The sequence below is a fragment of the Sorangium sp. So ce394 genome (assembly GCF_051474665.1).
Classification (GTDB): Bacteria; Myxococcota_A; Polyangia; order Polyangiales; family Polyangiaceae; genus Sorangium; species Sorangium cellulosum_D.
Window position 1 is genome coordinate 11,351,439 of the sequence record NZ_CP150339.1, and the last position, 15,005, is coordinate 11,366,443.

At 72.6% G+C, this 15,005-nt stretch carries 11 protein-coding genes; 5 read left to right on the top strand and 6 right to left on the bottom strand.

From position 1 onward, the window contains the following. Positions 1-52: 52 nt before the first annotated feature. Positions 53-1,825 (bottom strand): S53 family peptidase, encoded by a 1,773-nt coding sequence (locus tag WMF33_RS41930; protein WP_437333840.1) that lies wholly within the window; start codon positions 1,823-1,825, stop codon positions 53-55. A 501-nt stretch (positions 1,826-2,326) separates the two neighbouring features. Between WMF33_RS41930 and WMF33_RS41935 the strand changes: the two genes are divergently transcribed. Next, positions 2,327-4,747, top strand: a complete 2,421-nt coding sequence (locus WMF33_RS41935; protein ID WP_437333841.1) for a hypothetical protein — start codon at positions 2,327-2,329, stop codon at positions 4,745-4,747. 49 nt (positions 4,748-4,796) lie between these two features. On the opposite strand, the gene WMF33_RS41940 is transcribed toward WMF33_RS41935, so the two are convergent. After that, entirely contained in the window at positions 4,797-4,937 is a 141-nt protein-coding gene (locus tag WMF33_RS41940; RefSeq protein WP_437333842.1) for a hypothetical protein, read from the bottom strand. A gap of 363 nt (positions 4,938-5,300) precedes the next feature. On the opposite strand from WMF33_RS41940, the gene WMF33_RS41945 reads away from it, so the two are divergent. From WMF33_RS41945 to WMF33_RS41955, 3 genes are all read left to right on the top strand, one after another. After that, the gene (locus tag WMF33_RS41945; RefSeq protein ID WP_437333843.1) at positions 5,301-5,948 is read left to right on the top strand and encodes a hypothetical protein; all 648 of its coding nucleotides are present in this window, start codon (positions 5,301-5,303) and stop codon (positions 5,946-5,948) included. A 260-nt stretch (positions 5,949-6,208) separates the two neighbouring features. After that, on the top strand, positions 6,209-6,469 hold the full coding sequence (locus WMF33_RS41950; protein ID WP_437333844.1) for an AbrB/MazE/SpoVT family DNA-binding domain-containing protein: 261 nt from the start codon (positions 6,209-6,211) through the stop codon (positions 6,467-6,469). Beyond that, positions 6,456-6,836 (top strand): PIN domain-containing protein, encoded by a 381-nt coding sequence (locus tag WMF33_RS41955; protein ID WP_437333845.1) that lies wholly within the window; start codon positions 6,456-6,458, stop codon positions 6,834-6,836. The genes WMF33_RS41950 and WMF33_RS41955 overlap by 14 nt, the downstream gene beginning before the upstream one ends. A 530-nt stretch (positions 6,837-7,366) precedes the next feature. On the opposite strand, the gene WMF33_RS41960 is transcribed toward WMF33_RS41955, so the two are convergent. The 4 genes from WMF33_RS41960 to ppdK all read right to left on the bottom strand — a co-directional run bounded on the left by WMF33_RS41960 (position 7,367) and on the right by ppdK (position 13,906). Continuing rightward, positions 7,367-8,137, bottom strand: a complete 771-nt coding sequence (locus WMF33_RS41960; RefSeq protein ID WP_437333846.1) for a hypothetical protein — start codon at positions 8,135-8,137, stop codon at positions 7,367-7,369. Positions 8,138-8,459: 322 nt separating this feature from the next. Beyond that, positions 8,460-9,191, bottom strand: coding sequence for a PspA/IM30 family protein (locus tag WMF33_RS41965; protein WP_061623882.1), 732 nt, complete (start codon positions 9,189-9,191; stop codon positions 8,460-8,462). A 168-nt stretch (positions 9,192-9,359) separates the two neighbouring features. Then, positions 9,360-10,895: a hypothetical protein gene (locus tag WMF33_RS41970; RefSeq protein WP_437333847.1), complete on the bottom strand. Its 1,536-nt coding sequence runs from the start codon at positions 10,893-10,895 to the stop codon at positions 9,360-9,362. A 197-nt stretch (positions 10,896-11,092) separates the two neighbouring features. Beyond that, entirely contained in the window at positions 11,093-13,906 is a 2,814-nt protein-coding gene (gene ppdK, locus WMF33_RS41975; RefSeq protein ID WP_437333848.1) for a pyruvate, phosphate dikinase, read from the bottom strand. A gap of 159 nt (positions 13,907-14,065) precedes the next feature. Between ppdK and WMF33_RS41980 the strand changes: the two genes are divergently transcribed. Then, positions 14,066-15,001 carry an FKBP-type peptidyl-prolyl cis-trans isomerase gene (locus tag WMF33_RS41980; RefSeq protein ID WP_437315575.1) on the top strand — a complete coding sequence of 312 codons (936 nt, stop codon included), beginning with the start codon at positions 14,066-14,068 and terminating at the stop codon, positions 14,999-15,001. The last annotated feature ends 4 nt before the right edge of the window (positions 15,002-15,005 follow it).

Genomic DNA, 15,005 nt, shown 5'->3' on the forward strand with positions numbered 1-15,005 from the left:
GCGGGCGGGTCGGGCCTTCGCGCGGCGCCGCCCGGTCGGGCGGGGAGCGCCGCTACGGGAGCGTGGTGGCGAGGCCGATCGCGCTCGGCGCGCCCCAGCCCGTCGGGTAGTCCCAGCCGGGCCCCGCGGCAAAGAACTCCGTCTCGCCGCTCACGATATCGCGGAACGTCGCCTGCACGTCGGGCGTCGTGTAGAGGATCGAGTTGAGGAACCCGACGCGCGGCAGCCCCTGCGCCTCGCGGTAGCTGTTCACCACGGCGATGAGCCCCGCGAACGCCGGCGCGGAGAACGACGTCCCGCCGTAGCGCTGCCACTCGCCGAGGTAGTAGACCCAGTACGCGGCCGGCGAGACCGCGGCGTGCATGGCGACGTCGGCGACCGCGCGCTTGCCGTCGGAGCCCTCCACGACCCCGACCTGCCACGAGGGGATCGGGAACGAGAGCGTCGGGCCGGAGCCGGAGCGCGGCCAGGCGACCTCGCTCTCGACCTCGCCGTTCCTGGTGAGCCAGAGCGACGTCCCGCCGACGCCGGTCACGTACGGGCTCGCCGACGGCGTGTCGGTCTGCGCCGAGTCGCCGGTCGCCGCGACGACGGTGATCCCGAGCGCCGCGGCCATGCGCGCCGCGTTGTGGTACTGGAGCCGCACGGCCGGCGGCTCGGAGTCCTCGCGGTGGGCGAACGAGTCGGTGATGACCGACACCTCGCCGCGCGCGATCGCCTCGTTGAACGTGTAGACCATCGACGTGTTGCGCGCGTCGGGCCCCTGGTACACCACGAGCTCCGCCTCCGGCGCGAGGCCCCCCGACCACTGGACGTCGAGCGTCGACTCCAGGTAGCGCGTCGCGATCGGCTCCATCGTCACGACGACCTCCGGGTTCGCCCGCTGCACGCCGAGCGCCCGCCAGAACGACTGGAGATCCCTGTACTTGAAGGTGGCGCCGACCGTGACCCCGAGCTTCACGCCCTGGCCCCGGAACCCGAGCTCGTAGAGGTCGTCGAGATCGTACGCGGCCGCGATCTTCGCGAGGGTCATCCCATCCTCGACGTTGTCCGGCGGATCCGGCGCGATGCTGCCGCCCTCGGCCGGCAGCGGCTTGGCGCTCGCCGCGAGATCCGCCGTGATGATGCCGGTCGTGCGAGCGGACACCCACGTCGGCACGGTGAGCTCGCCGAGGGTGCCGTAGACGTCGAACGGGGGATTGCCCGCCTGCGGGTTCTCGCGCTCGAAGACCCGGAGCTCGGTCTTGAAGGCCTCGTTGAACTGCGCCACCGTGCCGGTGAACTGGATCAGCAGCCGGTTCGTGGCCGTGAAGTTCACCGTGAGCCCCTGCTCCTCCAGCCAGAGCTTCACGAGGTGCACGTCGAGCTCCCGCGGCGCGTGCGCCGCGATGAGCGCCTCCGGGGTGAAGTACTGCCGAAACCTCGGGCCCTCGGGGTCGTAGATCTCCTCGATCGCCTTGTCGAGGAGCCCCGCGTTGCGGATCGGGAAGCCCATCAGCGCGCGGACGATCTCGTCGCCGCCGGCCGTGCCCTTGTCCGTGTACACGCCCGGCAGCGGGGCCGGGATGCCGTCCGTGGCCTCGGTCGGCTCGAGCTCTTCCTCGGTGAAGTCGGGCAGCTCGTCCGGCAGCGCGACCCCGCCCTCCCCGCCGGCCCCGCCGCCGCCTTCCGCCGCGCCCCCGCCGCCGCTCCCGGCCTCGGCCCCGCCGCCGCCGGTCGCGCCGCCCGCGCCGCCGGCGCCGCCGCCGCCCGCGCCGCCGCCGCCCGATGAATCGAAGACCTGCACGTCCGACTCGCAGCCACAGCTCGAGGCCGAGAAGGCCACGCTGCTTGCCAGAACGAACAACCCGAGGACAGGAGCGGCCCGGAGAGAGGGTGAAGTGCGGCGCATACCCAGAGCGATTCAAACCCCTTCCGACAGGCCGATCCAGCCCAATCTTCAGCGCGCGCCGACGTCGCATCACACGGGCGCCGCCCGCAACACAACGCGCCTCGGCGGAGGGTGCGGAGCACCACATCGCACCTTGTCTCGAACAGATCCGCCGCTGCGCTGCGGCGCGGCGGCTCGGTCGGAGCGCCGCGCCGCGCATGGGCACGGGCGCGCCGCGCGCGGGGCGCCCCGGCGCGCCCTAGGGGGCGTCCTGCTTCTCGAACCGCAGATGCATTTGGCGCAGCGGACCTCGGTAGACAATTGTATCGATGCGACCACGATGCGACGCTCTGGCAGCCCGGGCGTCCGGCGCCCCCTTTCGCGCTGCGTTCTTCAGCGAGTATGGCGAAGACCTACCGTCCGCGGATCCCCAAGCCCTTTCGCATCCCGCGTCCGATGACCTCGCAGGCGGAGGCGGCGCGCTCCGCGTGGCTCAGGCCCGATGTGCTCTCGATCGCCGCCGGCGCGCTGATCGCCGCCGTGGCGCCGCTCGATCGGTTCGACTACGTGGCGCGCGGCCTCACCGCGTCGGCGCTCGCCGACGCCGCGCCCTCCGCGCAGGTGCTGCTCGTCACGGCCTCGCCCGAGGCGCTGCGCGACGGGCTCTGCGAGCGCTCGCTCCCCGGGCTGCTCGAGCGCGGGCGCGCGCGGGGCGCGCTGCTCATCCCCCCGGCGGACGCGTTCTGCGGCGGCGACGCCGCGGGCCGCGGCGCGGGGGCCGCGCCCGTGGTCCGGATGCCGCCGGCGCTCCTCCGCCTGAGCGCGGGCGAGGTCGTCGGCTTCTTCTCGCTGGGCGCCGAGGAGCGCGCGGCCGAGCTCGGCGCGCTCGGCGTCTCCGCGGCGCCCTGGGTGATCAAGAAGGCGCCGCAGAGCGTCCCCGCGGTCAGCCTCCGCGATCTCGCGGACGGCCAGGTCCCGGTGGCCGCGCTCGAGGGCCGCGTCGCGGTCGTCGCGGTCGGCGCGGGGGGCGTCCCGCCCCAGGCGGTCGCGACGTCGGCGCTGTCGCCGGCGAAGGGCGTCGCCGCGGTGCTCGGCGGCCTGCTCGACGGCGGCCGGCGCGCCTCGGCCCCGGCCTGGGTGCCGGCGCTGTTCGTGCTGGCGGCGGGCGGGCTCGTGGGGCTCGCGCGCCGCCGCCACGGCAGCCTGGTCGCGACGGCCGCGCTGTTCCTCGCCGTGTTCGCGCTCGCCGCGGGCCAGGGCGCGCTCGCCGCGCGGGCCGAGGCGAGCCTCCTGCCGCTGCCGAGCACCCTGTTCGGCCTCGCGGTCGCGTTCGCGGGCGTGATGATCCTGCGCGGGCTCGCCGTCCAGCGCTCGGTCGATCGCGCCGCTGAGCTCATCCAGCGCGCCGCGCTGTTCCGCATGCAGGGGGTCCACACGCTGCCGGACGAGGAGTTCTGGCCGCGCGTGGCGCGGCTCGCGGAGCAGGCGCACCCGGCGGATCTCGTGCTCGTCGCGGAGCTGCCGCCGGGCAGCTGGCACCTCAAGTTCTGGAACGATCGGCAGGGCGGCGAGAGCCTCGTCGCGGAGCGCCGCCACGACGTGCGCCGCCCGCCGTACAGCAGCGAGCAGGGCGTGCCGGCGATCCGCCTGGCGCGCCGCTTCCTGACGAAGCAGGACATGCCGGCGGTCGTGGTCCCGCTCATCGCGTTCGGCGAGATCGAGGGCTACGTGTTCTTCTGCGGCCCGGTCGCGGAGTCGACGTACTCGCGCGAGCCGGAGCGGGCCGAGCACGTCGGCCGCGAGCTCGCGCTCCTCCTGCGCCGCAAGCGCCTCGCGCGCACCGCGATCGCGGAGGGCGGCGCGGGCGAGGGGCGGGCCGGCCACGCGCCGGCGGACGATCTCGTCGAGGGCGCGCGCGTCGCGCTCGACGATCTCCAGCTCTTCGGGTCGATGCTGCGGAGCGCGCCGGTCGGGCTCCTGTACGCCGACGCCTTCGGCGACGTCCGCTTCCTCGCGCCGGAGTTCGCGAGGTGGCTGCGCGCGCGCGACGTCACGGTGCCCGCGGAGAGCGCGAGCGCGGCGCTCCCGCCCGGCTCGCTCACGCTGGGCGACGTCCTCGGCGCCACGTCGGCGGGCAGCGCGGAGGTGTCGCTGTCCAGCGTGATGGCGAGCGACGAGGGCATCGAGCTCAGCGTCAGCGCGCCCGAGCCCGCGGTGATCTCGGTGCGCCCGCTGCGCCGCGAGTCCGACGGATCGTCGTGGATCGCGGGCTACGTCGCCGCGCTGATCCCGGTGAAGCAGCCGGCGCCCGTGTCCGGGAACGTGCGGCCGCTCGCGGCCCGCGACGCGACGGATCCGCTCTGCGCCTTCCAGCTCGCCGACGTCGTGGTCGACGCGGTCGCGAGCGCCGCCCGCGCGACGGGCCGCGCGGTGCGGCTCGAGCCGATCCGCGGCGCGACGCACGCGCTCGGGCACCGGGGCGAGCTCGCGCAGGCGCTCGAGGCGTTCCTCGTCGACGTCGCGAGCCGCGGGCTCCCCGGGCACGGCCCGGTCGTGTCGGTGCGCGAGGCGCCGCAGGGCGTGCAGCTGTCGATCCTGGACGTCGGCTTCGGCCTGGGTCTGCCGGAGTCGGCGCTCCAGCGCGTGCTGACCGCGCCTGGCGCCGCGCCGGCGGGGCTCGAGCCGCTCGGCCGGCTCATCCTGGCCGTGGAGGACAGCCACGGGCAGGCGGAGCTGAAGACGAACGACGGCTGGGGCATCACGCTGACGGTGACGCTCCTCAGGGCGCACCCGCGCGTCGGCGCGGCCGTGCAGGAGAGCGGCAAGCCGGCGGCGCAGCAGAACGTGATCGCGATCGGGCGGGCGAGCCCGAAGTAGGGCGGAGGGGCCTCCCCGGTCGATGGTCGGCGCTGAGCTCCGGCCCTGCTCATCGCGCTGCTTCAATCACCTCTTCGAGCTCGACGGCGAGCAACGCCCCCTCGACGAGCAGCACCTCATCGGCGAGCAACGCATCGACGTGGCCGAGCTGAAAGGCGGGCGCCAGGGGCATGATGGCGGCCGCCTCCACCTGGAGGGGTGGCGCCTCCAGGGGACGCGCCGCGGCGTCCCGCGGGCCAGCGCGTCCGGCGGGAGCTTCCTGCGGGGCGGCATGCCGCTGGCGGAGCCAGAAATTCATAGAGTTTCGATGACTTAACCCCCTCGCAGCCGCTCGAAATGCGCCTCGCCCGCCTCGCTGGACCGGGCCTCTTCCGGCGGCTCCCCGCGCCAACGCACTGGCATATCCGTTGCTCCATAGGGCGGCGTCCGGCGCGCGAGAGACGCCGCCGAACCAACAGCAACGCATTCGCGGCGCGCCGCGCGATGGCCGCGGACCGAGCACCTTCGGTCCGACCGGCCCCGTGCGGTCAGCCGCAGGAGTCAGGAGATCGTCATGAATACCTATCGCATCGTCAACGGGCTCGGTTTCGTCTGCTTCGGCGTCGTCGCTATCGCGCTCGCGGGTTGCGCGGTCGACGCCACCGGCGAGGACGCGCTCGTCGACGACGTGGTGGATGAGGACGTCGCCGAGGCCGAGCAGGCCATGGGCGTCGAGTGCGCCGGCGCCGCCGCCACCGCAAACTTCGTCGGCGGCATCAACTACACCTCGCCCCAGAGCTACAGCGCCGCGAGCTGCTACAAGGGCGTCGTCCTCGACGTCCAGAGCTACTCCTCGCTCTACGCCCAGAACCCGAGCGGCTCCGTCTCCCCGGGCCGCACCACCGTCGATTGGGCCGACAGCCTGCCCACCCTCGCCGACCCCGAGTACGTCGCCAAGTGCGAGAGCACCTACCTCGCCGCGGATCTCTTCGAGAAGGTCGGCTCCGGCTGGGTCTACAAGACCACCAAGGAGTCGCTCGGCATCTGGACGACCTTCTTCGACGGCGGCTTCTGCGCCGGCCCGGGCGTCTCCTTCTCCTCCGAGATGCAGGCTGGGAAGACCTACCGCATCTCCGCCACCGCGCGCACCCACAAGAGCAGCTCCGCCGCAACTCGCAAGCTCCACGTCAAGTCCCGCCTCCCTGTCGGCGCGCCGCGCTGAGCGCCCTGCGCGTCCCCCCATCGAGCTCGTGGGCTGCCCTGTCCCGTCGAGAGGGTGACAGCACGGGGCCGCCCTCGGGCGAAGGCGTGACCCATCGCTCCGAGACGGACGCAGATCTCAGCGGGAGTGGCTGGCGCCGCCGCGCGATCGGGGCTCGTCGCGAGCGAAGGGGGAGACCCCTCCCTCGCGACCCATCGGGCTCATCGACGGACCGAGCGACCGTCCTTGCTCGGGGCTCATTACCATGGTACTGTGCCAGCATGAAACTCGCGCAGTCCAGGGTCACGGCTCAGGGGCAGATCTCGGTTCCCGCCGAGGTGCGCAAGCGCCTCGAACTCGTGCCGGGATCCATCCTGGAATGGGATGCCGAAGGTGATCGAATCACCGTGCGGCGCGTTGGTCGGCACAGCTTCGAGGACCTTCACCGGGCGCTGTTCTCGCGGGAACCCGAACCGCGAAGCCTTGAGGATCTCAAGGAAGGCATCAGGCAGCGCATGAGGGCCCGCCATGCGCGCCGTTGACACGAATGTCCTCGTTCGCTTGCTGGCACGCGACGACGCAAAGCAGCTCGCTGCTGCCGAGGCCTTCGTGCAAGCAGGTGCATGGATCTCCCATCTCGTGCTCATGGAAGCCGTTTGGGTCCTGGACTCCGTGTACGGCGTCGAGCCGGAGCAGATCGGGAACGGCGTAGAGATGCTGTTGGACCACAACTGCATGGTGGTCCAGGACGCCGACGTGGTAAGGGCGGCTGTCGCGCAGTTCCGCGAGCACCCCGGACTGGGCTTCTCCTATTGTCTAATCCTCGAAGTCGCACGCGCGGCGGGCCACGTTCCACTTGGAACCTTCGACCGCGGACTCGGGAAACTGCAGGGTGCTCAAAAGCTATGACCACGTCACCCATCCGCGAGAACGGGGGGGCCACCTATGTCGCCGCAGATCTCTTCGAGAAGGTCGGCTCCGGCTGGGTCTACAAGACCACCACGGAATCCCTCGGCATCTGGACGCCATTCTTCGACGGCGGCTTCTGCGCCGGCCGGGCGTCTCCTTCTCCTCCGCGATGCAGGCCGGAAAGACCTACCGCATCTCCGCCACCGCCCGCACCCACAAGAGCAGCTCCGCCGCTACTCGCGAGCTCCACGTCGAGTCCCGCCTCCCTGTCAGCGAGCCGCGCTGATCCCCCGCGGCTGCGCCGAGCTCCCGGCCGAGCCACGGACGGCGGTCGGTCTCCGTCCGCCGGCTCGGCCGAGGGCTCGCTGACGCGACGCAAGAGGAGCTGCAACGGCGCAAAGGACGGAACAGCGAGGAATCGGTCTCTCTCCCTTGCCCCTTTGCTCCCTTGGCGCCTTGTTTATCTCTCTCCTCGTGTACGTTCTCTGTCGAGCCATGCACGCCGCCGAACCGCGAGCGGCGCCGTCCGGCTACTCGATCGACAGGGTGACGCTATCGTCGGTGAGCGACGTCACGTTCAGGGTCCCTGAGAAGATCTCCTCGAACGCCGTGTCGAGGAGGATGAACGAGGAGCTCGTCTCTTCGATCCGCGCGGCGGCGCTCAGGAAGCTGTAGTTCAGATCGTAGCCGTCGATGGTCCCCGCGAAGTCGCGCGACGAGATCCAGTAGGCATCCCCCTCGACCCGCACGGGCACCAGGGCGCAACTGTAGTTGGTGGGCTCGCCCCCGAAGAACTCGGTTTCATCGACGCCCCAGACCCCATCCACGAACGTCGCGCAGCCGGCGGTGCCGTCCTCGTCGGCAGCGATGGCGAGCTCTGTCGTCTCGAGTCCGCCGTCCGAGCCGCCGCCGCCCTCCGCATTGCCGCCCGACCCCGCGCCGCCGCCGCCCTCCGCATTGCCACCGGAGCCCGCGCCGCCGCCGCCCTCCGCATTGCCGCCCGCCCCGGCGCCCCCGCCGCCCTCCGCATTGCCGCCCGACCCGGCGCCCCCGCCGCCTTCAGCATTGCCGCCCGCCCCGGCGTCGCCGCCGCCCTCCGCATTGCCGCCCGCCCCGGCGTCGCCGCCGCCCTCCGCATTGCCGCCCGCCCCGGCGTCGCCGCCGCCCTCCGCATTGCCGCCCGCCCCGGCGCCCCCGCCGCCCTCCGCATTGCCGCCCGCCCCGGCGCCGCCGCCGCCCTCCGCATTGCCGCCCGCGCCGCCGGTGCCGGGGTTGGGATCATCGTCCCCGCAAGCGATCAACAGGCATCCAAGAAAGACAATCGATGTCCATTTCATTCGCACCTCAGCTCTCTCTCTGTGGTGCGACAAAGCGTACCATGAGCCACATGCACGCCAAAAGAATCGACCCAGACGGGCCCGGCGCGCGCGCGCCACCGCCGCCCTCCCCTGACGTGCGCACGCGGCCAGCGCCGATCCGAGACGCGGCCGTCCTCCCCGTCCAACGATTGGCAATCGCCGTTCACAGAATGGCGCTCGGTCAGCGCCCGCCCCGCGGCGCGCGGCCCGCGAGGGCGAACGCCGCCTGCGCCGTTCCCCCGCGCCGCTCTCCCCCGCCGGTCCCTCAGGAGCCGATCCGGATCCTCTTCTTCAGCGCGGCGAGCTCATCGTCGACCGCCGACCCGCCGGGCCTGTCCGCGTCGGCGCCGCCCGCGCTGCCGCGGCCGTGCTCGAGCTGGGCGAACTTCGCCTCCAGCTCGGCCGCCGACAGCCCGCCACCGGAGATCGCCTCCTCGACCTCGCGCGACGCCGCGACCTGCGCCACCTGCCCCTCGACCTGCTCCTCCATGCGCCGGAACTCCGAGAACGCGCTCTGGCCGCCCCGCGACCCGAGCCCCTCGGCCCCGCCGCCGGCGCGGTGCTGCTGGATCTGCGCCGCGAGCGTGCCCTTCCGCGCCTGGAACTCCTCCTGCTTCGCCTCCATGCGCTCGAGCTCGGTCTTCATCGAGAGGACCGCCGAGCGCTGCTCCGCGCGCATCGCCTCGGCCCGGTCGCGCTCGCCCACGACCCGCTTCTTCTGCACGAGCGCCTCGCGCGCGAGCTTCTCGTCGTTCGCCTTCAGCGCGAGCTCGGCGCGCTTCTCCCACTTGTCCGCCTCGGCGTCGAGCTCGTCGACCTTCTTGCGCAGCACCTTCTCCGCCGCTACCGCGTCGACCAGCTCCTTCCGCGCCGCGCGGACCTGGTCCTTCATCTCCTCGACGATGAGATCCAGCGACTTTTTCGGATCTTCCGCCTTGTCGAGGAGCGCGTTGACGTTGCTCGAGATGACCTTTCCCATCCGGTCGAAGATGCCCATGCCGGTAGCGTGCACCGCCCCGCCGCCCCTGTAAAGCGCCCGCGCGCCGCGCCGCCGGCGCCCCCTCGGCGCGCCGCCGGCGCCCCCTCGGCGCGCGCCTCCCGCCCCTCGCGGCGCGCCCGCCGACCCCTCGCCGCGCGCCCGCCGCGACGCGCCAGGGACCGGCCCTCAGGGCGGCGGCGGATAGCCCGGACCGACGCTCGTCTCCACGAACGAGCGCGTCGTCAGCAGCGGGGTCTTCACCGTCTCGTCCTCGTACAGCGGCCTCACCACGCACGTGTCCTCCCCGCACTCGCCGCCGTCGATGAACGCGACGTCCGCGACCAGCCAGTACCGGGTGCTCCCGTCGCCCGACGAGAACGTGACCGGCGCCTCCGGATCGTGGAACCCCGTCGGCCCGAGATCCGCCCCGAGGGCGCCGTTGCAGAAGATCTTCACCCGCGGGTGGACCGCATAACGCCGGCCGTGGCTCGAATAATAATGGACGCCGATCCGCATCCACTGCCCGAACGGCGGGAAGTCGACGTTGATGTTCTCGGGCGCGCAGAAATCGTTGCTGTTCGGGTCCGTCACGTCGGGATCGCACGTGATGTTGTCGATGTCGAGCCGCGGGTTGTGGCACCCCTGGCCGAGGGCGCGCCACGCCTCCCCGGCCCCGCGCGGCGCGTAATAACAGGTGTTCTTCGCCTCCACCGGGTCGAGGAACCAGCTCACCGGCTCCGGCGGCGACGCGGTGTCGCTGAACCAGCGGATCTCCGGGCTCGAGTCCAGCGCCTCCACCGTGCAGTTGTTGTACCCGCAGTCGCTCGCCGATCCGCCGACCCGCCACGGCTGCGTGTCGTTCGGCTGGTGCAGGTGCAGATCGAGATCCACCCCGTCGCCGCCGAGGTCGTGCTCCCACTCGAGCTCGACCCGCAGGCCGGGCGCGCCGACGTAAAGGGCATACTCGCACGAGCCGGTCGTGCCGTCCGCGAGCCGCTTCGTGTAAACGACCTTGTACTCCCCCGACTGGAGCGGTTTGTAATCATCCGCCGGGTCGACCCCGGACACGGCCGGACACGGCTCGATGCCCGCCGGGCAAACCACGGTCCACGTCTCCGATCCGGGCTCGGCGTCCGCGCTGAACGTGCCTGTCCCCTCCTTCAGGTTCACGTCGGCGAACGGCGGCGCCTGCAGCGCGTGGCAGCCCGCCGGGCTCTCGCTGAAGCAGCTCTCGGTCGCGTGACGGCCGCCGAGGCACGGCCCCCACACGCCGACCTCGTTGCACAGCTCGGTGCCCGAGAAGCACCCCTCCACCGCGCGGTACGACGGATCGCCCATGAAGCACGCGTGCGCCTGCCCCGCGACGCAGGAGCACGTCTCGTCGACCTGACCGTCGCAGTCGTCGTCGAGGCCGAGGTGGCCGACGTCGCAGAGCTCCTCCGGCCCGCACTCCGTGCCGCACGGGTTCACGGCCCCGTCGACGACCCCGGCGTCCTCGCCGGGGGAGACCGCCCCGCCGAAGCCGGGCTCCGAAGGGGCGCCGCCGCCGCCGCTCCCGGCCGCGCCGCCGTCGCCGCCGCCGCCGCCCGCGCCGGCGGCCGCGCCGCCCGCGCCGGGATCGTGGCGCGGGCCCGAGGCATGGCAGCCGACCGCGACGAACGCACCCGAGGTCGCGGCCCCCAGAACAGCGAGGAGCGCAGAGGAGACGCCGAGATGACGCATGAGACCTCCAGTCGCCAGCGCGCGGTGGAGCAGCTTGGGCAGGCAGACGCGCCAAGCCAGACACCGGCGATGAACGGCGAGGCTCCTGTCTTAGCAGACTCGGCGCGACACCAAAGCTCGCTCGCGCGCGCGCAAAGCACGCTCGTGAGAACGGATGTCGCGCCGCCCAGCCAGCGTATGTCCCGGAGCGGAGGTGGTCAGTCCGTCGCGCGCGGACCCCTCGAGGACTCGGCCGCGAGCGCCGCCTGCGCGGCCGCGAGGCGGGCCACGGGGACGCGGAAGGGAGAGCAGGAGACGTAATCGAGCCCGGCCCGCTCGAAGAACGCGATCGAGCTCGGATCGCCGCCGTGCTCGCCGCAGACGCCGAGCTTCAGCCCGGGCCGCGCCGCGCGCCCCCGATCCCGCCCGATCTCCACGAGCTCCCCGACGCCGGCCGCGTCCAGCGACTGGAACGGATCCCTCGCGAAGATGCCGGCCTCGACGTACGCGCCGAGGAACCGGCCCGCGTCGTCGCGCGAGATGCCGAGCGCCGTCTGCGTGAGATCGTTCGTGCCGAAGCTGAAGAACTCCGCCTCCTCCGCGAGCTCGCCGGCCACGAGCGCGGCGCGCGGGAGCTCGATCATCGTCCCGAACCGGACGTCGACCCTCCGCCCCTTCTCGGCGAACACCTTCTCGGCGACCCCCTCGACGAGCGCGCGCGTGATGGCGAGCTCGCGCCGGGTCATGCTGAGCGGGATCATGATCTCGGGCTCGACCTCGATGCCCGCCGCCGCGACCTCGCACGCCGCCTCGACGATGGCGCGCGCCTGCATCTCGTAGATCTCCGGCGACGTGATCGCCAGCCGGCAGCCGCGGTGGCCGAGCATCGGGTTGTACTCGGCGAGCTCCTCGTTCTTGCGCGAGAGGTCCTGCGCCGGGACGCCCATCGCCTTCGAGAGCTGGTGGAGCTGCGCCTCGTCCTGCGGCAAGAACTCGTGCAGCGGCGGATCGAGCAGGCGAATCGTCACGGGCAAGCCGGCCATCTCGCGGAAGACGCCCACGAAATCGCCGCGCTGGAACGGCAAGAGCTTCGCGAGGGCGCGCCGCCGCCCCGCCTCGCCGTCCGCGAGGATCATCTCGCGCATCGCCTGGATCCGCTCCTCGTCGAAGAACATGTGCTCGGTGCGGCAGAGCCCGATGCCCTCCGCGCCGAAGTTGCGCGCCGTCCTCGCGTCGTGGGGCGTGTCGGCGTTCGACCGCACGCGCAGGCGCCGGACCGCGTCGGCCCAGACCATGAGCTCCTCGAACTCGCCGCTCAGCGCCGCCGGCACGGTCGGCACCGCCCCGAGGTAGACCGTGCCGGTGCCGCCGTCGAGCGTGATCAGGTCGCCCGCCTTCACCGTGATCGTGTCGGTCGGGTGCCCGTGATCGTCGTAGAGCGTCACCGCCATCTGGCCCTGGCTCACGCTGATCGCCGAGCAGCCGGCCACGCAGCTCTTGCCCATCCCCCGCGCCACCACGGCCGCGTGGCTCGTCATGCCGCCGCGGGCCGTCAGGATGCCGCGCGCCGCCTTCATGCCGTGGATGTCCTCCGGCGACGTCTCGGACCGCACCAGGATCACCGCCTTGCCCTGGCCGGCGCGCCGCTCCGCCTCGTCCGCGCTGAACACCACCTGCCCCGTCGCCGCCCCCGGGCTCGCCGGCAGGCCGCGCGCGAGCAGCTTCTTCGGCGCGCTCGGGTCGATGCTCGGGTGGAGCAGCTGATCGATCGAGCCCGGCTCCACCCGCAAGATCGCCTCGCGCTGGCTGATCAGGCCCTCTTTGGCCATCTCGACCGCGATGCGCACGGCCGCCCGGCCCGTGCGCTTGCCGGTGCGGCACTGGAGGAGAAAGAGCTTCTTCTGCTGGATCGTGAACTCCAGGTCCTGCATGTCGCGGAAGTGCCGCTCGAGCGTGGCCTGCACCTCGACGAGCTCCGCGTACACGTCGGGCATCTGCGCCTCGAGCGAGCACGCGTCGTCGACGCCGCCCGCACCGGACACGCCGCCCGCACCGGACACGCCGCCCGCACCGGACACGCCGCCCGCACTGGACTTCGACAGCGGGTGCGGCGTGCGCACCCCCGCCACGACGTCCTCTCCCTGCGCGTTGGGGAGCCATTCGCCATAAAAGCGCCGCTCGCCGGTCGACGGATCGCGCGTGAACGCGACGCCCGTCCCGGAATCGTCGCCCAGGTTGCCGAACACCATCGCCTGGACATTGCAGGCCGTCCCCCACGCCTCCGGGATGTCGTGCATCTTCCGGTACACCTGGGCCCGGTGGTTCTTCCAGCTGTCGAATACGGCGCGGATCGCGCCCCAGAGCTGCACGTACGGGTCGTCGGGGAACGGCCGCCCCGTGGCCCCGAGGACGATGTCCTTCTGCCGCTGGATCAGCGCCGCGAGCGACTCCGGATCGAGCAGCGAATCAGGCACCTTGCGCTCGAGCTCGGCGGCGTTCAGGCGCGTCGCGTCGACGCCGAGCCGCACCGCGGCCTGCTTGCGCGCGCGGCCGAGCGCCTCCTCGAAGCGGTCGCGGGGCACGCCGAGCACGATATCGGCATACGTCAGGATGAAACGCCGATAGGCGTCCAGCGCGAATCGCTCGCTGCCCGTGCGCTTCGCGAGCCCCCGGGCGATCTCGTCGTTCAGGCCGAGGTTCAGGATGGTATCCATCATTCCCGGCATCGACGCGCGCGCGCCCGAGCGGACGGACACGAGCAGCGGCGCCTCGGGGCTCCCGAACCGCGCGTCGAGCAGCGACTCCAGCCGGCCGATCGCCGCCCTGATCTCGTCCTCGACGCCGGCGGGGAGCGCTTTGCCCGCGGCATAGTACGCGTTGCAGACCTCGGTGGTGACCGTGAAGCCCGGCGGCACCGGGATGCCGAGGCGCGTCATCTCGGCGAGCCCCGCGCCCTTGCCGCCGAGCAGCTCCTTCTGTTGTGCGTCCCCGTCCGCCTGCCCCCCGCCGAAGAAGTATATCGATCTCCCCATGGCCGGGGCACGCTAGACCTTCCGCGCAGTCGGGTCGAGATCCCTCGAACGCCGCGCGCGGACGGCCGGCGGCGGCGCCGGGTCCGCAACCGACGGAATCGCGCCGCGCACCTCACAAAAATACCGGCTCTCGACGGCGGACGAGCTATGAAGCGGCGCATGAAGCGCGGATACCTCGTCCTTGTTGCGATGCTTGCCGTCCCCCTCGCCGCCTGCGATCAGAAGCCGGCCCCGCAGGCGACCGCCGACGCCCCAGCGGCCGCGTCTGCCAAGCCGGCCGCGCCGCCCACGCACGCGGCCGAGCCCACCGCGGAGCCGACTCCGCCAGAGCCCGCCGGCCTGCCTGCGCCCCCGGACGTCGCCGCGCCGCCCGCGGACGCGCAGAAGACGGCCTCGGGCCTCGCGTTCAAGGTGCTGACGCCGGGCAAGGACAAGGAGCATCCCGGCCCCGACGACAAGGTGAAGGTCCACTACACGGGGTGGACCACCGACGGAAAGATGTTCGACAGTTCCGTCCTCCGCGGCGAGCCGGCGAGCTTCGGTGTGGGCGGCGTGATCAAAGGGTGGACGGAGGCGCTCCAGCTCATGAGCAAGGGCGAGAAGCGCCGCCTCTGGATCCCGGGCAACCTCGCCTACGGCGACCGGCCGATGCAGCCGGGCGCCCCGGCCGGAATGCTCGTGTTCGACGTCGAGCTGCTCGACTTCGCGCCCGCGCCGAAGCCCCCGCCCGTGCCGAAGGACGTGAAGGCGCCGCCCAAGGCCGCGAAGAAGACCCCCTCCGGGCTCGCCTACGAGGTCCTCCAGAAGGGCACGGGCACCGAGCACCCCAAGCCGACGAGCCGCGTCACCGTGCACTACACGGGGTGGACCACGGACGGGAAGATGTTTGACAGCTCCATCGTCCGCGACGAGCCGATCACCTTCCCGCTGGGCGGCGTGATCAAGGGGTGGACCGAGGGCGTACAGCTGATGGTGAAAGGCGAGAAGGCGCGCTTCTGGATCCCGGCCGAGCTCGCGTACGGCGAAAAGCCGACGCGCCCCGGCGCGCCCGCCGGCATGCTCGTGTTCGACATCGAGCTCCTCGACTTTCGCTGAGCCG

Coding starts and splice junctions, on each gene's coding strand:
- WMF33_RS41970 (WP_437333847.1), bottom strand. CDS start 10,895: ATGCGTCATCTCGGCGTCTCCTCTGCGCTCCTCGCTGTTCTGGGGGCC.
- WMF33_RS41980 (WP_437315575.1), top strand. CDS start 14,066: ATGAAGCGCGGATACCTCGTCCTTGTTGCGATGCTTGCCGTCCCCCTC.
- WMF33_RS41950 (WP_437333844.1), top strand. CDS start 6,209: ATGAAACTCGCGCAGTCCAGGGTCACGGCTCAGGGGCAGATCTCGGTT.
- ppdK (WP_437333848.1), bottom strand. CDS start 13,906: ATGGGGAGATCGATATACTTCTTCGGCGGGGGGCAGGCGGACGGGGAC.
- WMF33_RS41955 (WP_437333845.1), top strand. CDS start 6,456: ATGCGCGCCGTTGACACGAATGTCCTCGTTCGCTTGCTGGCACGCGAC.
- WMF33_RS41945 (WP_437333843.1), top strand. CDS start 5,301: ATGAATACCTATCGCATCGTCAACGGGCTCGGTTTCGTCTGCTTCGGC.
- WMF33_RS41935 (WP_437333841.1), top strand. CDS start 2,327: ATGACCTCGCAGGCGGAGGCGGCGCGCTCCGCGTGGCTCAGGCCCGAT.
- WMF33_RS41965 (WP_061623882.1), bottom strand. CDS start 9,191: ATGGGCATCTTCGACCGGATGGGAAAGGTCATCTCGAGCAACGTCAAC.